This is a genomic window from Mesorhizobium koreense, from assembly GCF_031656215.1.
In the GTDB taxonomy this organism is placed as follows: domain Bacteria; phylum Pseudomonadota; class Alphaproteobacteria; order Rhizobiales; family Rhizobiaceae; genus Mesorhizobium_L; species Mesorhizobium_L koreense.
The window spans coordinates 1,557,050-1,582,150 of sequence record NZ_CP134228.1 but is presented as its reverse complement, the minus strand read 5'-3'; the positions used below and the strand labels follow the sequence as shown (position 1 = coordinate 1,582,150).

Genomic DNA, 25,101 nt, shown 5'->3' with positions numbered 1-25,101 from the left:
GACCGGAATGGATATCCTTCTCTATCAGCCGGCTTCGAAACGGCGCAAGCCGCTTTCCGTGAGGATGGCGTCCAGCCTCACATCATGCTCCTCGTTCGGCACCGCCGGCACTTCCTGGCAATCGAAGGCGATGCCGACGAGGCGCGGCCGCATCCCCTTGTCGTGCAGGCGTGAGATTGCGCGGTCGTAATGGCCGGCGCCGTAGCCGATACGATGCCCGCGCGCGTCGAAAGCGGCGAGCGGCATCAGCATCAGCGCCGGATCGAGGACTTCCGCCTCTTCCCCCGGACCGGCCGTGCCGAAACCCATCTGGACAAGCGGTGCGCCGCGAACGAGTTCGCGGAAGACGATGGTCTCGCGGTCGAGGATCGCCGGCAGCGCCAGCCGCGCTCCCTGGTCACGTAGCGCGAACATGATCGGCCTGACATCGACTTCCGAGCGGATCGGCCAGAAGCCGGAGACAATGCCGCCCGGCTCGATGTCGATCTCGTCCGCATGCTGGGCCATACCGAGCGCGGCCTCGATGCGCCACGCCACCGCAAGCGCGTCGCGCCGGTCGAGCGCCTCGGTGCGCAGATGTTTCTTCAGTTCTTTCAAAGAAGTCATGCGCGGCAGATTAGACGCGAGGGGTGGGAACGAAGCCGCGAAAGCGACATTGCCGGACAAATCCGGCGCAGCGGATTCCTGAATATGCACTTATAAAACGTGGCGATCCGCGACGTCCGGTGGAGAGGTCGATCCCGGGTGCCTACAATGTAGGTGGGCGCCGTGTGTCCGAACCCACGGGTCCGGCCAGGGACAGCTCCCTTGGGATCAATAAGGCCCCGGGGAATGTTACTCCTGTCGAGAAGCGCAGAACGCCGTCGGCAGATATAGTGCCGATTGCCGAATTTGACTACTGCCCTGCCGCCATCTCTGCAACGCATCGAACAATCGCCAAAACCGGGCTTGGAAACCCGATCTTCCGGTCGTGTCCTCACAAACCCGGGATCGAGTGGTGAACGCCAGTCGCATCGAGTTGTTTTGAAGGAACCCGGCTCAACTCCATGTCCTTCTATGCCGCTCGACAGGACGATGGGCTGTCTGGCGGTGATTTCAAGCCGGACCTGTCTCCCCGGGAGGAGTTCCGGTCGAAGAGGACAAAGACCATGAGACACCTACTCATCGCCTCCGTGGCACTGCTCGGACTAGCGGGAGCCGCTTTCGCTCAGAGTGCGACGCCCACCGTGAAACATGTCGATCCGGCCACCACCGCATCGACACAGTCCAACTACTGTTCGGCAAGCGCCGATTTCAGCGACAATTGCACTAATGAGCCCGATCAGGCCAATGCTGGCATGCATTCCCGATCGGTTGTCAACCACCGGGCGCCATCGACGACGGAGATGCCGTCTAACGGCTGCGCTGCGACTGCTGATTTCAGCGACAACTGCTAGCAATCCGCACCCATACAGGTACCTGCAATCCAGACTAAGGAGGCAGAAAAGATCGATCCCGATCCTGCCTCCCTTTTTGCGGCGGCATGTCATCAGGCCCATCCCGGTTTCGGCGATCACGCTTGCGCATTCGGCGCCCTCTCCTTAGTAGCATCCAGGCGAACGAATGAAGGTGCCTGCTGATGCGTTTTGAAGGAACCTCGGCCTATATCGCCGACAAGGACCTGATGGTGGCCGTCAACGCCGCGATCGCGCTGGAGCGTCCGCTGCTGGTCAAGGGCGAGCCCGGCACCGGCAAGACAGAGCTTGCCCGGCAGGTCGCCGCCGCGCTCGGCCTCGACCTCATCGAATGGCACATAAAGTCCACCACCAAGGCGCAGCAGGGTCTTTACGAATACGACGCCGTCTCGCGCCTCCGCGACAGCCAACTCGGCGACGACCGCTTCAACGAGATCAGGAACTACATCAAGCGCGGCAAGCTTTGGGACGCCTTCTCCGCCGACCGCAAGGTCGTGCTCCTGATCGACGAGATCGACAAGGCCGACATCGAGTTCCCGAACGATCTGTTGCAGGAACTCGACCGCATGGAGTTCTTCGTCTACGAGACCGGCGAGACGATCCGCGCCGCGCACCGGCCGATCGTCATCATCACTTCCAACAATGAAAAGGAACTGCCGGACGCCTTCCTGCGCCGCTGCTTCTTCCACTATATCCGCTTCCCGGATGTGGAAACGCTGCACAGGATCGTCGATGTGCACTATCCGGGCATCAAGCAGAACCTCGTCCGCGCCGCGCTGACGCAATTCTACGAAATCCGCGACGTGCCCGGCCTGAAGAAGAAGCCCTCGACCTCCGAGGCCCTCGACTGGATAAGGCTGCTGGTCTCCGATGACATTTCGCCGGAGGATCTGCGCGGCGATCCGAAGAACGCATTGCCCAGGCTCCACGGCGCGCTCCTCAAGAACGAGCAGGACGTGCACCTCTTCGAGCGCCTGGCGTTTATGGCGCGACGGCAGGGATAAGCTGTCTTCCTCGCCTCCACGAGTGCGGCGATCATCGCATATGGAATTTGCGGCCCTTTACCCCCACCCCTGTCCCCTCCCAACAAGGGGGAGGGAGACGCCGTCACCGCGTCCCAGCTAAAATCATTGAAATTTGCGCCCAAGAAGCTGGGCCGAGATTCCCCTCCCCCTTGTGGGGAGGGGTTAGGGGTGGGGGGTATCGCGGCCAACGGAACTCCCGTTTCTGTCCCATCGCGCCATGGCTCGATCCCCGTTATGGCTGGCGGATCAAGGAGGAGCCGCTATGTCCGCCGTCACGATCCGTCCGCTGCAGCAATCCGACCACGCCGAATGGCGCCGGCTGTGGACGGCCTATCTCGCCTTCTACAAGACGTCCGTGCCGGAAGAGGTCTACGCCACGACCTGGAAACGGCTCTTCACGGAAGGCGAGTACGAGCCGAACGGCTTCATCGCGTTGATCGACGGCAAGCCGGTCGGCCTCGTCCATTACATGTACCACCGCACGTGCTGGACAGTGGCGAACAATTGCTATCTGCAAGATCTGTTCGCCGATCCGGATGTGCGCGGCAAGGGCGTCGGGCGACAGCTGATCGAAGCGGTCAGGCAGGCAGCGGCGAAGGACGGCGTCACCAACGTCTATTGGCTGACGCAAGAAACCAACGCAACGGCACGCCGGCTCTACGACCGCGTGGCGAAGTTCATGGGTTTCATCAAGTACAGCCTGCAATAGCCGATACGGCGACGGTCCGATGCGGCGAAAGCGTGGACAGGACTGCAGGCATTACCCTCGTAACCTGCTGACTTGATTGTGCTTCTTAACTTTTTTGCCCCTCTTTCTCCACGCCCCTTTTCCTTGATCCATAATCCCCGTCAGTTCCTTCCATCGGGAACACCGATCATGACGGTGGTTTGGTGGGGAGGAACCGGTGCCTCCGGCGGTGGGTTGACGTGACCCGGGCTCAGAGGGAGGCGGCTGCCGTCCTTCTCGATAAGAAGGCGGCACTCGAAAAGAGAGCCGGCGGGCGCGGTATGTTGCCGTGCCAGTCAAATAACATTGAGAGGCATGGCCTCGCGCCCGCTTCCCAGTTCTTTGACAATGGCCAGGGCCGAAGGGCAGCGTGGTGAGAATGAAGCGCGCCGATTACATGGACGACGTCTTCAGGAGCCTCGCCAGTTCGCCGATGACGCCGCGGCGGAACACGAGCACGCAGACGATGAAAATCAGCCCTATCACCACCTGAACCCATGAGCCGAGCGAACTCAGTTCGTGCTGGAGCGAAACGACTGTCACCGCGCCGACGACCGGCCCGAAGATCGTGCCGAGCCCGCCGAGCAGTGTCATCAGGATGACCTCGCCGGAAGTCTGCCAGTGCAGGTCGGTGAGCGAGGCGAACTGGAAAACCACCGATTTGGTGGCGCCGGCAAGCCCCGAAAGCGCCGCCGAGATGATGAAGGCAATCAGCTTGAAGCGGTTGACGTTGTAACCGAGCGAGAGCGCCCTCGGCTCGTTCTCGCGGATAGATTTCAGCACCTGCCCGAAGGGCGAATGGATGGTGCGGTAGATGATGAAGAAGCCGACCAGGAAGACCGCGGCGACGAAATAATACATCACCAGCGGGCTGTTGAGATCGAGGAAGCCGAAGAGGTGGCCGCGCGGGATGCCCTGCAACCCGTTCTCCCCGCCGGTGAAGGGCAATTGCAACCCAAGGAAATAGATGATCTGCGCCAGGGCCAGCGTGATCATGGCGAAATAGATGCCCTGACGGCGGATCGCCAGCCAGCCGATCACATAGCCGAGCACCGCCGCGACCGCCGTACCGAAAAGAATGCCCGCAAGCGGCGGCAGGCCCCAGATCTTGATGGCGTGGCCGGCGAGATAGGCGCCGGCTCCGAAGAAGGCCGCATGGCCGAAGGAAAGCAGGCCGGTGAAGCCGAGCAGCAGGTTGAAGGCGCAGGCGAAAAGCGCGAAGCACAGAAGCTGCATGGCGAAGACGGTGTAGATGTAGGCCGGCGCCGTAAGCACGAACAGGATCAGGATCGCCCACAGGACGAGATTGATGCCGTTTCCGCGCGTGTCGGGCCGGCCGATGGTCTGGTCGCTCGTCGCCATCAGTTCTGCCGCCCGAAAAGGCCCGCCGGCCGGATCAGGAGCACAACCACCATCAGGAAGAAGATGACCGTGTTGGCCGCGGGTGCGTAGAAGACCTTGGTGATGCCCTCGATCAGGCCGAGAGCAAGGCCGGCCGTGATGGCGCCGAGGATGGAGCCCATCCCGCCGATCACCACCACGGCGAAGACGATGATGATGATGTCGGCGCCCATCAGCGGGCTGACCGAATAGATCGGGGCGGCGAGCACGCCGGCGAGCCCGGCAAGCCCCGTGCCGAAGCCGAAGGTCAGCGTGATCATGCGCGGCACGTTGATGCCGAAGGCCTGCACCAGTTCAGGGTTCTCGACGCCGGCGCGCAGCGTCGCCCCCAGCCGTGTCCGCTCGATGACGTACCAGGTGAGGAAGCAGACCACGATGGAGAACAGGATGGCGAAGAGCCGGTATTTCGGGAACACCATGAAGCCGAGATGGATGACGCCGCGCAGCGATTCCGGTTGCGCCGGATAGGGCGTGCCGGCGCTGTTGAAGTAATTGGAGAACAGCCCCTGCAGTACCAGCGCGATGCCGAAGGTGAGAAGCAGCCCGTAAATCGGGTCGAACTTGTAAAGCCAGCGCAACATGGTTCGCTCGATCAGCATCCCAAAGCAGCCGACCACGATCGGCGTGATGATGAGCGCCGGCCAGAAGCCGATGTGAAGCGCGTCGAGTCCGATCCATGGTCCGAGATAGGACGACAGGATCAGCGCCACGAAGGCGCCGAGCATATAGAGTGCGCCATGCGCGAAATTGACGACGTTGAGCATGCCGAAGATGACGGCGAGCCCGAGGCTGAGCATGGCGTAGAAGACGCCGTTGTTGAGGCCGAGCATGCCTTGGGCCAGGATCAGCCGCATCATCACATCCATGGCCGTGTCCTTCCGGCGGCTGCCGCCGTCCTTTGCCCGCTACTCATTCCTGCCGGTCCCTCACAGTCCGCTTCCTCATACGCTGAGATAGCGGTTCAGCCGCTCCATGTTCTTTTCCAGATCCGCGCCGTCAATGCGGTCGATCACCTTGCCGTGCTCAATGACATAGTGCCGGTCGGCGAGCCGCGAGGCGAAGCGGAAATTCTGCTCTACCAGGATGATGGTGAAGCCGCGCTGCTTGAGGTCGCCGATCATCCGCCCGAGCGTCTTGACGATCACCGGCGCAAGGCCCTCGGTGATCTCATCGAGAAGCAGCAGCCGTGCGCCCGTGCGCAGGATGCGTGCAATCGCCAGCATCTGCTGTTCGCCGCCGGAGATGCGCATGCCCGTGCGACGGCGGACTTCCTCCAGGTTTGGGAACATCCGGTAGATTTCTTCGACGCTCATGCCGCCCTCGCCGAGCGTCGGCGGCAGCATCAGGTTTTCCTCGACGCTGAGCGAGGCGAAGATGCCGCGCTCCTCCGGGCAGTAGCCGAGAAGCCCGAGATGGGCGATGCGGTGGGTCGGCAGGTTGATGATCTCATGCCCCCTCACCTTGACCGAGCCGCTGCGCCGATCGACCAGCCCGAGCATAGCCCGCAACGTCGTCGTCCGCCCGGCGCCGTTGCGGCCAAGCAGCGTCACCACTTCGCCTTCGCGAAGATCGAAATCGATGCCGTGAAGCACGTGCGACTCGCCATAGAAGGCGTTCAACCCGCGCACGCTCAGAAGCGGTTCGCTCGTTTTTGCGCTCGTCGCCGCCGCGGGCTCAGCCATCGCTCTCCTCCGCGCTGATGCCCATATAGGCTTCCATTACCTGCGGATCGCGCGACACCGTCTCGTACGGGCCTTCAGCCAGGATGCGCCCGCGGTTGAGCACGGTGATCGTGTCGGCCAGCCGCGACACCACGCCAAGATTGTGTTCGACCATCAGGATGGTGCGGCCCGCCGAGACTTCCTTGATGAGGTCGGTGACGCGCCCGACATCCTCCGCGCCCATGCCCTGCGTCGGTTCGTCGAGCAGCATCAGCGTCGGATCGAGCGCCAGCGTCGTGGCGATCTCCAGCGCCCGCTTGCGCCCATAGGAAAGGAGTACGGCCGGCTGGTCGGCGAAATCCGCAAGCCCGACAGAGGCGAGCTTTTCCATCGCCTCGTGATGCAGTCCGTCCAGCACATGCTTGGAGCGCCAGAATTGATAGGACATGCCGAGCCGCCGCTGCAGCGCGACACGGACATTCTCGAGAGCGGTCATGTGTGGAAACACCGCCGAAATCTGGAACGAGCGGACGATACCGAGATTGGCGATATCGGCCGGCTTCAGGCTGGTGATGTCGCGCCCCTCGAACACGATATCGCCCCGCGTCGGCGGCAGGAATTTGGTGAGCAGGTTGAAGACGGTCGTCTTGCCCGCGCCGTTCGGTCCGATCAGGGCATGGATCGTACCACGCCGAATCGACAGATCGACGTCGCGCACGGCGGCAAAGCCCCCGAACTCCTTCACAAGGCCCCGCGCCTCAAGGATGAGATCGCTCATTTCACAATCCAGCTCGGCGGACGCGCTGATGACCGGAGGGGGCCGGCCTTGCAGCCGACCCCCATGGACGAAATGCGCTCACGCCTGTCAGCGCACAGTCACTTGGCGTCAAGCGAGCAGCCCGAATCGGCCTCGGCGACATAGGCGTCCTTGCCGGGGATCGTCGCCGTGACGTTGGCCACGTCCCACTTGCTCTCGCCGCCCTGTTTGACCGTCAAGAGATACATATCGTGGATGAGCAGCCCGTCCTTGCGGATCTGGCCGCCCTTGGCGAAGAAATCGTCGATCTTCATCTTGCCGAGCTCTTCGCGCACCGCGTCGGCGTTGTCCGTACCGGCAGCCTTGATGGCGTTCAGATAGGCGATGGTCAGCGAATAGTCCGCCGCGCGAACGAAGGTCGGGGCGGCGTTGTCGGAGACTTCGGCATAACGCTTCGCCCATTCCTTCGACTTGTCATCGGTGTTCCAGTACCAGCCGCTGGTGAAGCTCAGCCCCTTGGCGACGTCGGTGCCGATGCTCTGGACATCGGAGATCGTCACCAGCAGGCCCGCGAGTTGCTGGCCGCCGTCGGTGATGCCGAACTCATGCGCCTGCTTGATCGAGTTCACGGTATCGCCGCCGGCATTGGCGAGGCCAATGACCTTGGCGCCGGAATTCTGCGCCTGCAGCAGATAGGAGGAGAAATCCGCCGTCGCGGTCGGCGCCATGGAGTTGCCGAGCACCTTGCCGCCCAGTTTCTCGACGACATCGGAAGTATCCTTCAAGAGCGCATGGCCGAACGCGTAGTCGGCTGTGATGAAATACCAGCTTGTACCGCCGGCCTTCACGACCGCGGTGCCAGTGCCGACGGCCAGCGCATGGGTGTCGTAGCCATAGTGGATGCCGTATTTCGTGCAGGCCTTGCCGGTGAGATCGGAAGTGCCCGGCCCGGTCGCCATGGTGATGGTGTGCTTGTCGGAGGCGAGCTTCTGCACTGCCAGCGCCACGGCCGAATTGGTCAGGTCGGTGATCATGTCGACCTTCTGCTCGTCGATCCATTGACGCGCCGTCGCCGAAGCGATGTCGGGTTTGTTCTGGTGATCGGCGGAGATCACTTCGATCGGCTTGCCGAGAACGGTCCCGCCGAAATCCTTCACCGCCATCTTGACGGCAGCGATGGCCCCATCGCCGCTGAAGCTCGACTTGTAGACGCCGGACATGTCGCCCAGCACGCCGATCTTCACCACGCCGTCGGAGATGCCGTCGGCCGAAGCCGCGCTTGCGCCGAGCAGAAGTGCGGCCGCGCAAACGCCGGCCAGATGAATGCCTTTCATTTTGTAGTCTCCCATAAGGTCGTTTTCTATTGTGATCGCCGGCTCGACCATGCCGGTTGAACGAATGGCCGGCAATGTACCATGGCTTCTTCTTCCGGCAAGCGGCCTCGCCCCGTTCCGGGCAGGCATACGACCAATTGTTTAGAAATGCACGTTGCTCGGATTCCGACTGGTGGCCGACAGTATGAGCCTTGCAAGCGCCGCGCTCCACGTCCACAAGGAGACCATGTTCGTTCCCTTCTTCCTTGAACTGAAGGCCGCCGGCGTGCCGGTCTCGCTGCGCGAGTATCTCGGGCTGCTGGAGGGCATGGACGCGCATCTCGTCGATTACGACGTAGAGGCCTTCTACTATCTCGCCCGCTCCGCGTTGGTGAAGGACGAGCGCTTCATCGATCGCTTCGACCAGGTCTTCGGCCATGTCTTCAAGGGACTGGAAGCGCTTTCAGGAGCGGACGGCATCGAGGTCGCGAACCTGCCCGAGGAATGGCTACGGCGGCTCGCCGAAAAGCATCTGACGGACGAAGAGAAGAAGCTTGTCGAAGCGCTCGGCGGCTTCGACAAGTTGATGGAGACGCTGAAGAAGCGGCTGGAAGAGCAGAAGGGCCGGCATGAGGGCGGCTCGAAATGGATCGGCACCGCCGGCACCTCGCCCTTCGGCGCCTATGGCTACAATCCCGAAGGCATCCGGATCGGCCAGCACGAGAGCCGACACCGGCGCGCCGTAAAGGTGTGGGACAAGCGCGAGTTCCGCAATTTCGACGACGGCGTCGAACTCGGCACCCGCAACATCAAGATCGCACTGAAGCGCCTGCGCCGCTGGGTGCGCGAAGGGGCGGCAGAGGAATTCGACCTGCCGGGCACCATTCACGCCACCGCCGAGCACGGCTATCTCGACGTCAGGGTACGCCCCGAACGGCGCAACGCGGTCAAGCTCTTGATGTTCTTCGACGTCGGCGGCTCGATGGACGACCATATCCGCGTCGTCGAGGAGCTTTTCTCGGCGGCGCGCGCCGAATTCCGCCAACTCGAATTCTTCTATTTCCACAACTGCCTCTATGAGAGCGTATGGAAGGACAATCGCCGCCGCCATTCCGAGACAATGCCGACCTGGGATGTGCTCAACAAATACGGCCACGACTACAAGGTGATCTTCGTCGGCGACGCGGCGATGAGCCCCTACGAGATCGCCCATCCCGGCGGCTCGGTCGAGCACTGGAACGAGGAAGCCGGCATCGTCTGGCTGAAACGCGCGCTCGACCAATGGCCGAACGCCACATGGATCAACCCGATCAAGGAGAAGCACTGGAGCTATACGCACTCCATCGGCATGATCCGCGATATCTTCTCCGAACGCATGTATCCGCTGACGCTCTCCGGACTGGAAACCGCGACCCGCGAGCTTTCGCGAAGGCATTGAGTGATCCGTCTCGCTGCGGCGACGGACCGCTCTTTTCCTGAAGGAAACATCATGGTCTAAGGGTGCCCCGATAATGGGGGACGATCGATGCGGTTTTCACGATACGGCGCCTCGTGCGCCGCACTTGTCTTTCTCTGCGCGGGCGTCTCGCCGTCCTTCGCCTCTCCTGCCGGCGAACTGCCGGGCGAAAGTATGTCGCTATTGTGGGCGCTGCCGTTTGCCGGCCTGCTGCTTTCGATCGCCACCGGCCCAGTCCTCTACCCGCATTTCTGGGAGCATCACTACGGCAAGTTCTCCGCCTTCTGGGGAGCGCTTGCCATAGTCCCGCTTTTTTTCTGGGCAGGCCCGTCGCTCGCGACCACGGCGGCGCTGCACACGATCATCCTCGAATACATCCCCTTCATCATCCTGATCTTCGCGCTCTTCACCATTGCCGGCGGCATGCTGGTTGCCGGCAATATCCACGGCACGCCCCTGATGAACGCCGCGCTTCTCGTGATCGGCGCGATCCTCGCCTCCTTCGTCGGCACTACCGGCGCCTCCATGATCATGATCCGGCCGCTTATCCGCGCCAACGACAACCGGCCCTTCAACGCCCATGTCGTCATCTTCTTCATCTTCCTCGTCTCCAATATCGGCGGTTCGCTGACGCCGCTCGGCGATCCGCCGCTTTTCGTCGGCTTCCTGCGCGGGGTCGATTTCTTCTGGACGACGCAGCACTTGCTGGAGGAGACGGCAGTCGTTCTTGCCATCGTGCTCGCCGTCTTCTTCGCCATCGACTGGTATTTCCACGTCCGCGAGGAAGGCATGCCGAAGATCAAGGACCCGACGCCGGACAAGAAAGTCCGCTTGCGCGGTCTCGTAAACCTGCCGCTGCTCGCCGGCGTCATCGGTGCCATCCTGCTCTCGGCATGGTGGCATCCCGGCATCTCGTTCTCGCTGCACGGTGTCGAGATCGAGCTTCAGGACCTGGCGCGCGACGTCATCATGGTCGCCATGGCGCTGCTGTCGCTGGCGCTCAGCCGCAAGGAGTATCGCCGCGCCAACGATTTCGCCTGGGGGCCGATCGTCGAGGTGGCGAAGCTCTTCGCCGCCATCTTCGTCTGCCTCATTCCGGTAACGGCCATGCTGCATGCCGGCTCGCAAGGCGCGCTTGCGCCGCTGGTGGCATTTGTGACCAATGCTGACGGCAGCGCCAATCCGCTCGCTTATTTCTGGCTGACCGGCGTGCTTTCCTCCTTCCTCGATAACGCGCCGACCTATCTGGTCTTCTTCGATCTCGCCGGCGGCGACCCGCATACGCTGATGACGGAGGGCGCGGCCGTCCTCGCCGCGATCTCGTCTGGCGCGGTCTTCATGGGCGCCAATTCCTATATCGGCAACGCTCCGAACTTCATGGTCTATGCCATCGCCCGGCACCAGGGCGTGCGCATGCCGCATTTCTTCGCCTACATGTTGTGGTCCGGATGCGTTTTGATTCCGACTTTCCTCTTCGCCGGCTGGCTGTTCTTCACATGACACGGATGTGAGCAACGGACAGGGCACCGGCCCTTTCGCTCGGGCACGCGCGGGCCTACATTAAGGAGGAATTGGCCTGCTCCTTGGGGCACCCTTTGGGCGGGCCGGAAGGAGCGGATATGGACCAGCAGAGCTTTCCCTTCACCCTGACCGACGCCGAATGGCGCGCGCGGCTCACGCCGGAGCAATATCACATCATGCGCGAGCACGGGACGGAACGCCCCGGGAGTTGCGCGCTGCTCCACGAGAAGCGCGCCGGCGCCTTCACCTGCGCCGCCTGTGGCCAGAAACTGTTCGAATCGACACTGAAGTTCGAGAGCGGCACCGGCTGGCCAAGCTTCAACGATCCGATTGAGGGCTCGGTCGGGACCTCGACCGACCGAAGCTGGGGCATGACGCGCACCGAGGTTCATTGTGCCAATTGCGGTAGCCATCTGGGCCACGTCTTCGAGGACGGGCCACCGCCGACCGGCCTGCGCTATTGCGTCAACGGCGTAGCGCTCGACTTCTACGCCGCCTGAGCGCCGAACCCACAGAATAGATCGATCCCCCTCGCGGCTAATTCCGCCCCGCGCGCAATTGACGCATCTCCGTGCATCTGCCTACTCTAGGTTGGGGACGGAAGATTTATTGCGAAGTGGAGGAGAGGATTGATGAATTTTGGACGCATTCTGCGCGGGCTCGCCGCGGGCGCTATCGCTGTGCTCGTTCTGCCGGTCACTATGGCCATGGCGGATTATCCCGACCGGCCGATCACCCTGATCGTACCATGGGGCGCTGGTGGTGGAACGGACGCGACAGCGCGTATCATCGCCTCGATCCTTCAGGAGAATCTCGGCCAGCCGGTGAATGTGGTGAACCGCACCGGTGGCTCGGGCGTCGTCGGCCACAGCGCCATCGCAGAGGCCGACCCTGACGGCTACACGATCGGCATGGCCACCGTCGAGATCGGCATGATGCACTGGCAGGGCCTCACCAAGCTCGATTATTCCGCCTATACGCCCCTTGCGCTGGTGAACGAGGACCCGGGCGCCGTTCAGGTCAGCGCGGATTCGCCATGGAAGGACCTGCCCTCGCTGATCGAGGCCATCAAGGCCGATCCCGGCAAGTACAAGGCTTCCGGCACAGGCCAGGGGGGCATCTGGCATCTCGCCATAGCAGGTCTGCTTTCCAAGCTCGACATCGACCCGTCTTCGGTGCCATGGGTACCGAGCAACGGCGCGGCGCCGGGCCTGCAGGATCTGGTCGCCGGCGGCGTCTCCATCGTTCCCTGCTCCATCCCCGAGGCACGCTCGCTGCTCGAAGCCGGGCGCGTACGCTCGCTGGCCGTCATGTCCGAAACGCGCAACCAGGCCTTCCCGGACGTGCCGACGACGAAGGAAGCGGTCGGCGTGAGCTGGACGATCGGCGCCTGGCGAGGCATCGTCGCACCGAAGGGCATCTCGGAAGAACAGGCCAAGACGCTGATCGCGGCGCTCAAGAAGGCCTATGACAGCGACGAATACAAAACCTTCATGTCGAAGCAGGGCTTCGGTGTACGCTGGGCGTCGGGAGCGGATTTCGGCGCCTTCATGAAGGAGAGCAACGAGACGCTCGGCGAGGTCATGAAGAAGGTCGGCCTGACCAAGTGACCCGTTCCGGCTCCTGCCGATAGAGCAATTCCAGGAAAAGTGGAAACCGGTTTTCCGTCCGGGATTGCGTAAAAACAAGACGATAGAGCGTTTCTGCGATTCGAAGAAAAGCAGAAACGCTCTAGCAGAAAGGCCGCCCGCCAACGCAGCGGCGGGCGGCAACCCCGACACCGAACCGGAGGGAAACGATGCGCTTCAACGACGCGGTGCTCGGAGGCGCCCTGCTCGTCTTTTCGATTGTGATCGGGCTCTGGTCGCAAAGTTTTCCGGCGATCCCCGGCCAGCAATACGGCGCGGCCGTCTTCCCTACCACGGTTGCAATCGGCATGGGTCTCTGCTCGCTCGTGCTCATTGTCTCGGGTCTTCGACAGAAAGGCGCGGTGCTTGCCCTTGGGGACTGGGCACAGGACCGGCGTGGCTTCGTCCGCATCCTCGTCGTGATCCTCTCCGTCGTCTTCTATATCGTCGCGGCCAAGCCGCTTGGCTTCATCCCGACTATGACGCTTGTCCTGCTCGTCAACCTGAAGCAGCTCAGCGTCGGTTGGCTGCAGGCGATCATCGTTGCGATCGCCATTTCGCTTCTCATCCAATGGTCTTTCGGCGACCTGCTTCATGTCCCGCTGCCCTGGGGCGTTCTTTCGGCATACAGGTTCTGACATGAGCACGCTTGAAGCCGCTTTCGGACTCATCCTCCACTGGGACGTCATGACGACGATCACCATCGCGGCGATCTTTGGTCTTTTCGTCGGCGCCATCCCCGGCCTGACTGCAACCATGGCGATCGCACTGCTCGTGCCGACAACCTTCTTCATGGACCCCGTGCCGGCGATCGGGGCCATGATCACCTGCTCGGCCATGGCGATCTTCGCCGGCGACATCCCCGGCACGATGCTGCGCATTCCCGGCACCCCGGCCTCGGCCGCCTATGCGGACGAGGCATTCCGCATGACGCAGAAGGGCGAGGCGGAAACCGCGCTCGGCGCAAACCTGCTTTTCTCCGCCGTGGGCGGGCTCTTCGGCACAGCCGTCCTGATGCTCACGGCGCCGTGGCTGGCCGAGGTCGCGCTCAAATTCTCTTCATTCGAATATTTCTGGATGGCCCTTCTTGGGCTGACCTGCGCCACCTTCATCGGCACCGGCTCCCCGATCAAGGGACTGATCAGCCTCTTTATCGGCCTCCTCGTAGCGACCGTCGGGTTGAACAATCCTGCCGGGGTGCCGCGCTTCACCTTCGGCGACGTCAATCTGATGGGCGGCATCGACTTCATCTCTGCGATGATCGGCCTGTTCGCCGTATCGGAGGTGCTGAGGGTGGCGGCAAGTGGCGCGCGCAACCTGCCGACGCCGCAGACGTCCGTCGGCAATCTCTTCAAGGGCTGGGGCAGGCTTTTCGTGCGCTACTGGCCGCAGCAATTGCGCGGCAACATTCTCGGTACGGCAATCGGTGCTCTGCCCGGGTCAGGCGCCGACATCGCCGCCTGGGTCTCCTATGCGGTCAGCAAGAAATTCTCCCGTACGCCGGAGAAATTCGGTACCGGACATCTCGAAGGCATCGTCGAATCGACCTCGGCCAACAATGCCGCGCTCGGCGGCGCCTGGGTGCCGGCGCTCGTCTTCGGCATTCCCGGAGACTCCATCACCGCGATTGTCATCGGCGTTCTCTACGTCAAAGGCGTCAATCCCGGCCCGACGCTGTTCCTCACCAATCCGCAGACGATCTACGCGATCTTCCTCATCTTCATTCTCGCCAATCTGGTCATGATTCCGTTCGGCTGGGGCGCGATCAAGCTTGCCAAGCAGATATTGCGCGTGCCGCCCAAAATCCTGATGCCGGTCATTCTCTCGTTCTGCATCGTCGGCGCCTACGCCACCAACAACGCTTCCTTCGACGTTTCCGTCATGCTGGTTTTCGGCGTGCTCGGCTTTATCATGGAGGAGAACGGCGTCCCGATCGCCCCATGCATCCTGGGCATCGTGCTCGGACCGTTATTGGAACAGAGCTTCGTCACCTCCATGATCAAGGCCGACGGCAGCTTCCTGGCCTTCTTCGAGCGACCCATCGCCGCCGGGCTCGGCCTGTTCACGCTGTTCGTCTGGGGCGCGTCTTTCGTGTCGTCCTATCTTGCCCAGCGCCGCGCGGCGGCCGATCCCTCGCCCACCTGAGCGAATGGCCTGGCGTCTGCCTATGCCGCGCGGGCAACCGTTCCCGAAGGGGCCGCCTCGCCCGAAGGGCTGAACAGCCGCCATTTCTCCGGACGAAAGGCGATGCGTGATTTGGCGGCGGCCGGATGGCTGGCCGGCACCTCGATCTCGAGACGTTCCCTGTGGCCGCCGACCTCCAGTTCGAGGCGACGCGTACCTGCGACGCGACGGCTGGCGGCCACGGTTCCCGCGATACAGCCGCCGCAACCATCGAGCAGTTTTACCTCCTGCGGCCGGAAATAGAGGAGCGCCGGCCCATCCGCCGCATCGCCGGCGGGAACGCCGATCGGCCGATCCTCGAACCATAGCTGACCGGCTTCTACACGGACCGGAAGGCTGCTCGATTCGCCGATGAAACCGAAGACGAAGGGCGAATTCGGCTCGTCATAGACCTCGTCCGCCGTGCCGACCTGCTCGATCCTGCCCTGGCTCATCACCACAACGCGGTCGGCGAGTTCGAGCGCCTCGTCCTGGTCGTGGGTGACGAACAGGGTCGTGTGCCCGGTCGCGTCGTGGATTTCGCGCAGCCAGCTTCTGAGGTCGCGGCGCACCTTGGCGTCGAGCGCGCCGAAGGGCTCGTCGAGCAGGAGGACGCTCGGTTCGATCGCCATGGCGCGGGCAAGCGCCACGCGCTGACGCTGACCGCCCGAAAGCTGATGCGGGTAGCGCCGTTCGAGGCCGGAAAGCTGGACGAGGTCGAGAAGTTCCTTCGCGCGGCGCGCGATCTCGGCCTTGGCGATCCGTTTGGCACCTCGCCGCACACTCAGCCCGAAGCCGATATTGTCGAGCACGTTCATGTGGCGGAACAGTGCATAGCTCTGGAAGACGAAGCCGATATTGCGCTCCTGCACCGTCTTCAGCGAGGCATCCTCGCCGCCGAAGAGGATATTGCCTTCGGTCGGATGGTCGAGGCCGGCGATCAGCCTGAGCAGCGTCGTCTTGCCGGAACCGGACGGCCCGAGAAGCGCGATCAGTTCGCCGGAACGGATGTCGAGCGAGACATCCTCCAACGCAGCGAAACGGTCGAACTCCTTGCGGACGTTGCGGATCGAGAGGTCCATGGTTCTATCTCTTTATTTAAGCATGATCTTTTCGGAAAACCGGCATCCACTTTTCCGGATCATGCACTAATGTCCTGTCGAGCCGGAAAGGGCGTCGCCGTACCGGAATTCCAATATGGTCTTGATGATCAGCGTTACCAGGGCAAGCAGCGCGAGAAGCGAGGCCACGGCGAAAGCGCCGGCGAAATTATACTCGTTGTAGAGGATCTCGACCTGCAGCGGCATCGTGTTGGTCAGCCCGCGTATATGGCCAGAAACGACCGACACGGCGCCGAACTCGCCCATGGCGCGGGCGTTGCAGAGAAGGACGCCGTAGAGCAGGCCCCATTTGACGTTGGGCAGGGTCACGCGCCGGAAGGTCTGCCAACCGGTTGCGCCAAGCGACAGCGCTGCCTCCTCGTCCGCTGTGCCCTGGTCCTCCATCAGCGGGATCAGTTCGCGCGCGACGAATGGGAAAGTGACGAAGACGGTGGCGAGCACGATGCCCGGCACCGCGAACAATATCTGGACGCCATGCGCCGTCAGCCAGGGTCCGAGCAGGCTCTGCGAACCGAAGAGCAGCACGTAAACCAGCCCCGAGATCACCGGCGACACGGAAAAGGGCAGGTCGATCAATGTGGTCAGAAACGCCTTGCCCTTGAATTCGAACTTGGCGACTGCCCAGGCCGCGGCAACGCCGAAGACGAGGTTGAGCGGCACCGCGATCGCAGCGACAAGCAGGGTGAGCCGGATCGCGGCCAGTGCATCCGGCTCCCGAAGCGCGGCGAAATAGGCACCGACGCCATTGGTGAAGGCCTGCAGGAAGACGATGACCAGCGGCAACACAAGAAAGACCGCAAGGAAGAGAAGAGCAATCATCGTCAGGGCGACTCGGGTGGCATGCCTTTCGGTCACGGCCGAATGTGGCGCCAGCGCCCGTGCCGCCATAGCGGGTACAAGCTGGTCAACTGCCATATCCGTACCTCCTGCGGCCCCAAGCCTGGATCAGGTTGATGACGAAGAGCATGGCAAACGAGATCGCGAGCATCACAGCGGCAATGGCGGTGGCGGCTGCATAATTATACTCCTCCAGCCTTATGACGATAAGCAGCGGCGCGATCTCCGAGACGTACGGGATGTTGCCGGCAATGAAGATCACCGAGCCGTATTCTCCGACCGCCCGCGCAAAGGCGAGCGCGAAGCCGGTCAGGATGGCAGGCGCCAACCCGGGCAGGATGACCCGCCGCACGGTCTGGGCCCGTCTTGCGCCAAGCGTGGCGGCTACTTCCTCCACCTCGCGGTCGATCTCTTCCATGACCGGCTGGACGGTGCGCACGACGAAAGGCAAGCCGATGAAGACCATCGCCACGATAATGCCGAGCGGCGTATAGGATACCTTGATGCCGAGCGGCGCCAAAAGTCCGCCGATCCATCCGTTCGGCGCATAGAGTGTCGTCAGCGCGATGCCGGCGACCGCCGTCGGTAGCGCGAAGGGCAGGTCCACCATCGCGTCCACGATACGTTTTCCCGGGAAACGGTAGCGGACCAGAACCCAGGCGATCAGCGTGCCGAAGACGGTGTTGACCGCTGCTGCGGCAAGCGCCCCGCCGAAGCTCATCTTCAGCGCGCCGAGCGCGCGCGGATCGCTGGCGATGCGCCAGAATTCCGGCCAGCCGAGCGAGGCGGAGCGCCATACCACGCCGGCAAGCGGGATCAGCACGATCAGCGACAGGTAGACGATCGAGAAGCCGAACGTCAGCCCGAAGCCCGGAATGACGCTCGGCCGCCTGAACCGCCACCCCGCATGCGCAAGGGCGGTCGCCATATCATTGCCCCGGCTTGTAGATCTGATCGAAGATGCCGCCGTCGCCGAAATAGGCCGGCTGCGCCTTCTTCCAGCCGCCGAACGCATCGATCGTGACCAGCTTTACATCGGGAAAGCGCTTCAAATCCGCAGGGTCGGCAGCCTCCGGCTTGTAGGGTCGGTAATAGTGCTTGGCAGCGATCTTCTGGCCGATATCGGAATAGAGATATTCGAGATAGGCCTCGGCCACCTTGCGCGTTCCCTTGGCGTCGACATTGCCGTCGACCAACGCCACCGGCGGCTCGGCCTTGATCGAGATCGACGGCATGACGATGTCGAACTTGTCCGGGCCGAGTTCGTCGAGCGCGAGGAAAGCCTCATTCTCCCAGGCAAGCAGGACATCGCCGATATCGCGTTGCACGAAGGTCGTGGTGGCGCCGCGGGCACCGGTGTCGAGCACCGGAACGTGCTTGTAGAGTTGGGCCACGAAATCCCCGGCCTTCTTGTCGTCGCCGCCATATTGGCTGCGCGCCCAGGCCCAGGCGGCCAGGAAGTTCCAGCGCGCCCCGCCGGAAGTCTTCGGGTTGGGCGTGATCACCTGGACGCCGTCCTTGACGAGATCACCCCAGTCCTTGATGCCCTTCGGATTGCCCTTGCGCACGAGGAACACGATCGTGGACGTATAGGGCGCATTGTTGTTGGGCAGCTTGCCGCGCCAGTCGGCCGGGATCTTGCCGGTCTTTTCGGCGATAGCGTCGATGTCGGCCTCAAGCGCGAGTGTCACCACGTCGGCGGGCAACCCGTCGATGACGGAACGCGCCTGCGCGCCCGACCCGCCGTGCGAGGTCCTGATCGTGACGGTTTCGCCAGTCTCCTTCTTCCAATTGGCGGCGAATGCTGAATCGAACTCCTTGTAGAGTTCGCGGGTCGGATCATAGGACACGTTGAGAAGGGTGGTATCGGCGAAGGCGAAGGCCAGTCCGCCGAATTGTACCATTGCCGCCAGCGCGGCCGTGAAGAGTAGCGACTTTCCGTTGCGAGTCATTGCTGCCTCCTATGTTGGCAGTTAAAACTCTATCGGTTTGGTCGTGTATAGAAATTCCCGGAATAACCTTTCGGAGGCCTTATACGGAAAGATTTTGTCCTTATTCGGCCGGCTCGGGCAAAGCCATTGCTTGTTCCGCCGCAGCGAGGCTATCGGCGAGCGTGGTACGGTCGAGCACGGCACGGCTGGCCTCGGCGACGCGCGCGAACACCCGTCGCACTTCGCAGTTTTCTTCCCCGTTGCAATCGGCGCAGCGCTGATAAGCGCTCCGGCTAAGGCAGGGCAGCGGCGCGATCGGGCCATCCACCAGCCGCAGGATTTCTCCATAAGTGACCTGTTCCGGCCGCCGGACCAGCATGTAGCCTCCTATTTTGCCACGGCGGCTGGCAAGAATGCCTTCATGCTTCAATTCGAGGAGGATCTGTTCCAGGAACTTCTTGGGGATACGCTGGCGCCGGGCGATCTCGGAAATCACAAGGCTGCCCCCTTCGGCCTGCGCAAGAGCGACAAGGGCGCGTAAGGCATATTTGGCTTTGCGGGATATCATCGCGGCGCAGGCACTCGGACTTCGGATGTAGAGGCAGAAGAGATTGCGGTGAAGGCCGTAAAGGTCTGAGCCGACAACAACTTAAGCCGATCCGCCATTCTGTCGGCCAGCGCGCCCGATTTCAAGGCCGCCATTCGCCTTCGAGGCGTTATGCCATCCCGAGCGCGGCCTTGTAGAGATCGAGCATCGCTTCCTCTTCCTGCCGCTCGGCCTGATCCTTCTTGCGCAGGCGTACGATCGTGCGCACCGCCTTTGTATCGAAGCCTAATCTCCATGCCCGAAATCATTACCCATAGACGACCTGTCGTACAGCGAGCACCGCCAGCTGTCGGGGGCGGCGCGCCCTCAACAGCGCTGTAGCCGTCCCCGACAGCGACTAGGTGGCAGGACGCTGATTGGCTAGCGGGTACCGTCTATGCAAAGCGCCCGGACCCTGGCCGCAGGCCAGGCCTTGAGAGCGGCCGTTCGGCGGCAGCTTTTCCACAGGCACATCCGTCGTCCATTTTAGCCGGTGACGCCAAGGTCATTGCCGGCTAGGGATGCTGGCCGGCAGCGGCACAGGGTCGTTGTTTCCAGACGAGATAACAATGACCAAGAGTGCCGGGCGGGCATCGTTTCCCCGCATGATCGATCAGTTTCTCCGCCAGCGGGTCGCCGAGACGCTTCCCCCGCGGGAACTCGAACGACTTCGGATATATCTCCACTCGCTGATCGCCGACCGCCAGTCACCTCCGAAGTGCGGTAGTCGGCCGGACTGGTCGGAAATCGGACAGGAATGCCGCATTCCCGTTGAGACCCTGGAGCGTGTGGATGGCGTTCTTTCACCTGCTATCGATGCGATAACCCGCTTCGTTGGACCTCAAACCGCAAAACGCAAGCAAAGCCGCTGGCGAGGTAACGAGCGGAACCATAAGACGAAGCTGAACCCGGGACGACATCGTTCAGTGTCTGGACAATCAAGGTTGTCAGCGACACCTGAGATTCTTTCAGCGCACGCAGCCAAGCCAACGGATACGGCTGCCGACCCGGCCAGCGCTGTGCCGCGTCGCAAGCGGGGCATGACGCCGAAACCGATCATCGAATTTCCGGAGCCGCTCTGGACCATATGGGAGGAACCGGAAAGCTTCACGGATGCGCTGAAGCTCCATATGGAGCGTCATGGCGACACATGCTGGCATCTGTATCGAGCGGTCGCTCGCTCTGACGAGAATTTCGACCGCAGGACTTTACTCACCTGGCTCCAGGGGACGAAAGGCCCGCGGTCCGTTTCCAGCTTCGAGATTCTTGGCCGCATAGAGAGTAGGTATCGGCTGCCAGAAGGCTACTTCAAGGCGAAGTTAGCTCACCCTGCGCGGGCCACCACCGGACACCAACCGACTGACATAACGCCTTCGCAGCGCCGCCGCTTCGCCTGGCATCTACCCGATGACTTCGACCGCCGCCCTCCCAAGGAACGTGAAGAAATCCTGGAATGGGTCCAGCGTATCATTATATCTGGCGGGACGGATTACCGCCGTTTCCAAGCGTTGGCGCTCCGAAACCGTTATGCCGTTCGCTTCCCCGGAATTTTGGATGGATCGAGTTTCCAGGAGATCACTCGGTTCCATGAAGTCATCGATGTCTATGAAGACGACTTCGTCGGCGCGACCAATACCGCTATCGATGCACCGGAACGGCTGTGGAAAGAGATGGCCCAGCTTCTCGATTTCAAGACCGCGACGCTGACCACCTTCGGATACCAACGTGTCGGGGTCTGGGGAGAGGAAACCGCCGCCCAGAAGGTCGAACACTTCGGTCTCCTCTTTGGTGCGCTCGCGGCTCCGCCGAAGAGCGCGATCGGAGGCCTCGGAATACCAGTAACTTCGCTCACCTTCGCCATGCTGGTGTTTCCGTCGGTGTGGGACTGGTATCTGCTGTGGCGCGAGAGGCGTCGCGGGTTCTACACCGCTTGGGAAGTAGACATGCTGCGAATCGCGTTGGCGTTGACCCGCGTGGAAACAGGTTGGCTCCGGCAGCACCCGGAGCTCGCCGAACACCTCGCCCCGGTTCCCGGCCTTGTTTCTGAGGATCAGATTGCCGCGGCCCGGACCAACTGGAACGAAGCCTGCGATATCTGTCACAAACATTGCACGGGTCGTGTGAAAGAAATCCAGCGGGTGGTCAAGGTGCATCGCGACCCGTTCGAGCCGATCATGCCCATCCTTGAGGCGGAAAGCCCGGTCGGCGAATACCGGAAGATCGCCGATGAGATCATTCGAACGATGCCGGACGAACGACGCTATTCCTCGGCAGCGGCCGAAGCCGTACGTTCATTCCTCCTCATCCGGTTCGGTCTCCACACCGGGCTGCGACAGAAGAATCTGAGGCAACTGCTCATTTGTCCGCGAGGGAAGCTGCCAACCTCCGAGCGGCAGTTGGCGGACATGAAGGTAGGGGAGCTACGGTGGAGCGAACGCGATCACGGTTGGGAGGTTTTCATACCATCGGTCGCCTTCAAGAACGCGAACTCCTCCTATTTCGGCGACAAGCCGTTCCGGCTGGTGTTGCCTAATGTCGGCGACCTCTACCGATATATCGATGCATACGTGGAACACCACCGCGCCAGGCTGCTCAAGGGTACCCCCGATCCAGGGACCTTCTTCGTCAAGACCGTAAAAGTCACCAGCACTTCGGCAGCCTACTGCCAGAACACGTTCTTCGAGGCTTGGCGACTGATTATCCAGCGCTATGGCATCTACAATCCCTACACCGGACGCGGGGTCATCGAAGGCCTTCTGCCACATGGACCGCACAATATCCGCGACGTGCTGGCCACCCATATCCTGAAGAAGACCGGTTCCTACGAGCAGGCTAGCTATGCAATCCAGGACACACCGGAAATGGTCGCCAAGCACTACGGTCGGTTCCTGCCGCAGGACAAGGCGGCCCTGGCGGCACGGATTCTCAATCAGGTTTGGGAGGCAGCTTGAACCTTCTCTTGTGCAGCCGCCTACCCTGCGAGGCAGCCAGTAAACAGGTGCTCCCGCCAATAACAGCAGCTGAACAATGGCCGGCGCAAAGCTTACTCAGCTTTAGAAGGGAATTTTCTCTTTCCTTTCCGCAGAGCAATCGCAGGCCCATGGGTAGCTGTTGCCGGAAAGAATTCGACGCCTTCTCTTTCCCGTGTGTTTTAGTTCTTCTCGATAGCCTCGAACGGAATTCCTGCGGCTGCATTCATAGGCGCGACCATCACTGAACTCGGTCGTTTGGCGAGTTCTAGAAGCGCAAATCGTCCCGCTTGATTTGCTCTAAAGGAATCCGAAGCCCTGGTCCGTGACCAGATTCACTCGCGAGAAATTCGACACCTTGGCCTTCCAAAGCCGCACGCAATCGTTGGAGCGTCCGGATAGCGACACGCTCATTGCGTTCCACCCGCAGGATCGTTCTCTCTCCGACTCCCGACAACTCAGCGAGTTCAGCTTGGCTCATGCCCAACGCCGACCGTGCTGCCCGCAAGATTTCGTTGGGAACGATCACCGCCGCTTCCTTGGATTGCATGGCAATCCACCACAGAATTGTTGACATAACAAACTGGCGGTTTTACAGCCAGTAATTGGCGTGCTATACGCCAAAATGATTACATCATATGAGTCGCTCATGGATTCGTACGAATCACCAATGGATCGAATCCTTGAGGGTAATGGAGATGGTGGCGATGATCTTGTTCAGCCAAAACGGAGGGGTGGAAGAGTTGCTCACCACAGAGGCGCGACGGATTAGATCGCTCCTTGCGGATATAGAACGAATCCTTGGCGGACATCCACCTGAGACGATCGCGAATGATGACGCGCCAATTCTCGATCATTGGAATCTTATTAATCGCCCCGCTCCGTGTCTTGTTGGATTCTCGACCGGGCATCCGAAGCTTCCTGGGGCAAACCGCGAGATCGTCACCTCGGACGTCTGGCTGATGTACGATATAACTTGGGCGAGGACACTTTCCCGGTGGTATCGCCTAGGTCGCCCCGCCTTCAAACCCGCAGACGCGTGAAACGGTGAGCGACATGTCCTTGAAGGATTCGCGCTCCCGTAGAGACCGACACTTCGAACGTCGCCTGGAAGCGGCAAAAGCTGGACGGCATTTGCCAACTGAAATCGAATTGTTGCGCGGAATGCCTTTCCTGTCGGATGACATGGCGGCCGATCTCCGCGAATTCGCTGAACGGCTATCACGACGCTTGCGACACAATCCCAAATTTGAATCCGCGCTGTTGATCGCCACGTTGGACGATCTCGCGGTCGACCAAAGCCAGGAAGCGATCCATTGTGTCGATGCGGCTTTGGATGAGACTCCAGCATTCAACAATGACGCCGCTCGGGCCGCAAGGCTGCGCATCCAGTACTATCTCGCTTCGTGTGGCGATCCGGCAGCGGCCGAGGTAGTCGCCGGGGAAGACATTGCGGCTTTCCGTGCAGGGCTGACGCCGGCAACGGAGAAAAGAAGGTCGGGATTTCCGAAGCAAGCTCGGGAAGGTCGATTGCGAAAGTGAGAACTTCCTTCCTTGTCCGGCAAGGCCGACGGATGATGTTTTCGCGGACTGAGCGATAAAGGTTGTCCGCATTCTTCCCGACCCGCGACAGAGCGGTTCTCAGTCTGTCATGGAAGACGTCTTCCATGATCGATCCCTCACCGCCGATTTCAGCGAGATCGATGCACTCGGCGGTCGGCGTGCCGTAACCTTCATCCACAAGGACGGCGTTCCGTTCATCGCATTGCGCGAAGGATGACGGTCCCCATTCGCGGACAGGCTTCGTTGCCAGCTCCGTGAAATCGTTTACCTGGCTTGCGATGTCTGAAGGATAGCCGTCCCGCAATGCTAATGCTGAAACGAGAGCCATGCCGCGGCGCAGCACGAGAGACATTTCCGGACCCTGGGAGAGAACGGAGCCGCTGGTCAGCGACGCATGATGCGTGTCGACTAATCCTCTTGCGGTTAAGCGAACCGCTACACTTGCCTCTGTCATTCCCCGATCACCGAATCGATGACGCCACCCCTTTTTAGACTCGCGGCTAAACCCACCAAGTCAACAGATCATCGTCGCACGTGGCAATGATGAACTGAAACGGCGCTACAGAATCCGGCGCAGACCGAAAAATGCACGGTATTCGAACGTTCACCGAAGCGTGTGCTCTCTTCCCATCATTAGCTCTCCGATTTCAGTTCTGGTCCGAACAAACCAATCTGCGAGCGATCGGCAGCTATCAGCATCGGCGGCCGACTGAGCGAGACAGCACCATCACGCGCACCGGCCGCAGGCCACTGGTACATGGACCGCTTCAGACGGAAGCGTTCGAGTTCCTTTTTGGCTGGCTTATGTCGGAAGGGATGCAGATCGAAATTGGTTGTGAGGAAACGCGTCGTTTCTCACTCTTGATACCGTCACTGGTTTGAGATCGGCAGGCACGGCAAGGCTAATCCTTGACGGATGCCCATATTCTAATTCGAATCCTTCCTAGAAGAACTCGATAACTCGTCATGAGACGAAATCCTTCGGACG

At 61.5% G+C, this 25,101-nt stretch carries 23 protein-coding genes, 1 other RNA gene and 2 pseudogenes; 11 read left to right on the top strand and 15 right to left on the bottom strand.

Features of this window, described 5'->3' with window-relative positions; translation table 11 throughout:
* Window positions 1–24 precede the first annotated feature (24 nt).
* On the bottom strand, window positions 25–606 hold the full coding sequence (locus RBH77_RS07570; protein WP_311031525.1) for a 5-formyltetrahydrofolate cyclo-ligase: 582 nt from the start codon (window positions 604–606) through the stop codon (window positions 25–27).
* A 100-nt stretch (window positions 607–706) separates the two neighbouring features.
* Window positions 707–862: non-coding RNA, 6S RNA (gene ssrS, locus RBH77_RS07565), on the bottom strand.
* 286 nt (window positions 863–1,148) lie between these two features.
* Between ssrS and RBH77_RS07560 the strand changes: the two genes are divergently transcribed.
* From RBH77_RS07560 to RBH77_RS07550, 3 genes are all read left to right on the top strand, one after another.
* Complete coding sequence (locus tag RBH77_RS07560) at window positions 1,149–1,436, top strand: hypothetical protein (protein ID WP_311031524.1); 288 nt, start codon at window positions 1,149–1,151, stop codon at window positions 1,434–1,436.
* A 182-nt stretch (window positions 1,437–1,618) separates the two neighbouring features.
* Window positions 1,619–2,458 carry an AAA family ATPase gene (locus RBH77_RS07555; RefSeq protein WP_311031523.1) on the top strand — a complete coding sequence of 280 codons (840 nt, stop codon included), beginning with the start codon at window positions 1,619–1,621 and terminating at the stop codon, window positions 2,456–2,458.
* A 283-nt stretch (window positions 2,459–2,741) separates the two neighbouring features.
* On the top strand, window positions 2,742–3,188 hold the full coding sequence (locus RBH77_RS07550; protein ID WP_311031522.1) for a GNAT family N-acetyltransferase: 447 nt from the start codon (window positions 2,742–2,744) through the stop codon (window positions 3,186–3,188).
* Between the two features lie 411 nt (window positions 3,189–3,599).
* On the opposite strand, the gene RBH77_RS07545 is transcribed toward RBH77_RS07550, so the two are convergent.
* From RBH77_RS07545 to RBH77_RS07525, 5 genes are all read right to left on the bottom strand, one after another.
* Window positions 3,600–4,568, bottom strand: coding sequence for a branched-chain amino acid ABC transporter permease (locus RBH77_RS07545; RefSeq protein ID WP_311031521.1), 969 nt, complete (start codon window positions 4,566–4,568; stop codon window positions 3,600–3,602).
* Window positions 4,568–5,461, bottom strand: a complete 894-nt coding sequence (locus RBH77_RS07540; protein ID WP_311032456.1) for a branched-chain amino acid ABC transporter permease — start codon at window positions 5,459–5,461, stop codon at window positions 4,568–4,570. The genes RBH77_RS07545 and RBH77_RS07540 overlap by 1 nt, the downstream gene beginning before the upstream one ends.
* 87 nt (window positions 5,462–5,548) lie before the next feature.
* Window positions 5,549–6,289 (bottom strand): ABC transporter ATP-binding protein, encoded by a 741-nt coding sequence (locus RBH77_RS07535; protein ID WP_311031520.1) that lies wholly within the window; start codon window positions 6,287–6,289, stop codon window positions 5,549–5,551.
* Window positions 6,282–7,046, bottom strand: a complete 765-nt coding sequence (locus RBH77_RS07530) for an ABC transporter ATP-binding protein (RefSeq protein ID WP_311031519.1) — start codon at window positions 7,044–7,046, stop codon at window positions 6,282–6,284. Before RBH77_RS07530 ends, RBH77_RS07535 begins: the two co-directional genes overlap by 8 nt.
* 98 nt (window positions 7,047–7,144) lie before the next feature.
* Window positions 7,145–8,359 carry an ABC transporter substrate-binding protein gene (locus RBH77_RS07525; protein WP_311031518.1) on the bottom strand — a complete coding sequence of 405 codons (1,215 nt, stop codon included), beginning with the start codon at window positions 8,357–8,359 and terminating at the stop codon, window positions 7,145–7,147.
* A gap of 226 nt (window positions 8,360–8,585) precedes the next feature.
* Here RBH77_RS07525 and RBH77_RS07520 point away from each other — a divergent pair, with 226 nt between their 5' ends.
* From RBH77_RS07520 to RBH77_RS07495, 6 genes are all read left to right on the top strand, one after another.
* Complete coding sequence (locus RBH77_RS07520; RefSeq protein ID WP_311032455.1) at window positions 8,586–9,776, top strand: vWA domain-containing protein; 1,191 nt, start codon at window positions 8,586–8,588, stop codon at window positions 9,774–9,776.
* Window positions 9,777–9,863: 87 nt separating this feature from the next.
* On the top strand, window positions 9,864–11,294 hold the full coding sequence (locus RBH77_RS07515; protein WP_311031517.1) for a sodium:proton antiporter: 1,431 nt from the start codon (window positions 9,864–9,866) through the stop codon (window positions 11,292–11,294).
* A 119-nt stretch (window positions 11,295–11,413) separates the two neighbouring features.
* Entirely contained in the window at window positions 11,414–11,815 is a 402-nt protein-coding gene (msrB, locus tag RBH77_RS07510; protein WP_311031516.1) for a peptide-methionine (R)-S-oxide reductase MsrB, read from the top strand.
* A gap of 132 nt (window positions 11,816–11,947) precedes the next feature.
* Window positions 11,948–12,925 carry a Bug family tripartite tricarboxylate transporter substrate binding protein gene (locus RBH77_RS07505; RefSeq protein WP_311031515.1) on the top strand — a complete coding sequence of 326 codons (978 nt, stop codon included), beginning with the start codon at window positions 11,948–11,950 and terminating at the stop codon, window positions 12,923–12,925.
* A gap of 188 nt (window positions 12,926–13,113) precedes the next feature.
* Window positions 13,114–13,581 (top strand): tripartite tricarboxylate transporter TctB family protein, encoded by a 468-nt coding sequence (locus RBH77_RS07500; protein WP_311031514.1) that lies wholly within the window; start codon window positions 13,114–13,116, stop codon window positions 13,579–13,581.
* 1 nt (window position 13,582) lies between these two features.
* Window positions 13,583–15,088, top strand: a complete 1,506-nt coding sequence (locus RBH77_RS07495) for a tripartite tricarboxylate transporter permease (protein WP_311031513.1) — start codon at window positions 13,583–13,585, stop codon at window positions 15,086–15,088.
* Window positions 15,089–15,108: 20 nt separating this feature from the next.
* Here RBH77_RS07495 and RBH77_RS07490 read toward each other — a convergent pair whose 3' ends face one another.
* The 6 genes and pseudogenes from RBH77_RS07490 to RBH77_RS07465 all read right to left on the bottom strand — a co-directional run.
* Window positions 15,109–16,188, bottom strand: coding sequence for a sulfate/molybdate ABC transporter ATP-binding protein (locus RBH77_RS07490; RefSeq protein ID WP_311031512.1), 1,080 nt, complete (start codon window positions 16,186–16,188; stop codon window positions 15,109–15,111).
* Window positions 16,189–16,254: 66 nt separating this feature from the next.
* A complete protein-coding gene (gene cysW, locus RBH77_RS07485; protein ID WP_311032454.1) occupies window positions 16,255–17,115 on the bottom strand; it encodes a sulfate ABC transporter permease subunit CysW in 861 nt (286 codons plus the stop codon).
* A 16-nt stretch (window positions 17,116–17,131) separates the two neighbouring features.
* Window positions 17,132–17,992, bottom strand: coding sequence for a sulfate ABC transporter permease subunit CysT (gene cysT, locus RBH77_RS07480; RefSeq protein ID WP_311031511.1), 861 nt, complete (start codon window positions 17,990–17,992; stop codon window positions 17,132–17,134).
* Between the two features lies 1 nt (window position 17,993).
* On the bottom strand, window positions 17,994–18,968 hold the full coding sequence (locus RBH77_RS07475) for a sulfate ABC transporter substrate-binding protein (RefSeq protein ID WP_311032453.1): 975 nt from the start codon (window positions 18,966–18,968) through the stop codon (window positions 17,994–17,996).
* A 148-nt stretch (window positions 18,969–19,116) separates the two neighbouring features.
* Window positions 19,117–19,563, bottom strand: a complete 447-nt coding sequence (locus RBH77_RS07470; RefSeq protein ID WP_311031510.1) for an RrF2 family transcriptional regulator — start codon at window positions 19,561–19,563, stop codon at window positions 19,117–19,119.
* 148 nt (window positions 19,564–19,711) lie between these two features.
* Window positions 19,712–19,828: pseudogene (locus RBH77_RS07465) on the bottom strand (DUF2312 domain-containing protein); the annotation flags it as partial.
* Window positions 19,829–20,150: 322 nt separating this feature from the next.
* Here RBH77_RS07465 and RBH77_RS07460 point away from each other — a divergent pair.
* Window positions 20,151–22,532 carry a hypothetical protein gene (locus RBH77_RS07460; RefSeq protein WP_311031509.1) on the top strand — a complete coding sequence of 794 codons (2,382 nt, stop codon included), beginning with the start codon at window positions 20,151–20,153 and terminating at the stop codon, window positions 22,530–22,532.
* Between the two features lie 286 nt (window positions 22,533–22,818).
* On the opposite strand, the gene RBH77_RS07455 is transcribed toward RBH77_RS07460, so the two are convergent.
* On the bottom strand, window positions 22,819–23,100 hold the full coding sequence (locus RBH77_RS07455; protein ID WP_311031508.1) for a helix-turn-helix domain-containing protein: 282 nt from the start codon (window positions 23,098–23,100) through the stop codon (window positions 22,819–22,821).
* A 506-nt stretch (window positions 23,101–23,606) separates the two neighbouring features.
* Here RBH77_RS07455 and RBH77_RS07450 point away from each other — a divergent pair.
* Window positions 23,607–24,092 carry a hypothetical protein gene (locus RBH77_RS07450; RefSeq protein ID WP_311031507.1) on the top strand — a complete coding sequence of 162 codons (486 nt, stop codon included), beginning with the start codon at window positions 23,607–23,609 and terminating at the stop codon, window positions 24,090–24,092.
* Window positions 24,093–24,165: 73 nt separating this feature from the next.
* On the opposite strand, the pseudogene RBH77_RS23995 reads toward RBH77_RS07450, so the two are convergent.
* Window positions 24,166–24,441: pseudogene (locus tag RBH77_RS23995) on the bottom strand (hypothetical protein); the annotation flags it as partial.
* Window positions 24,442–25,101 lie beyond the last annotated feature (660 nt).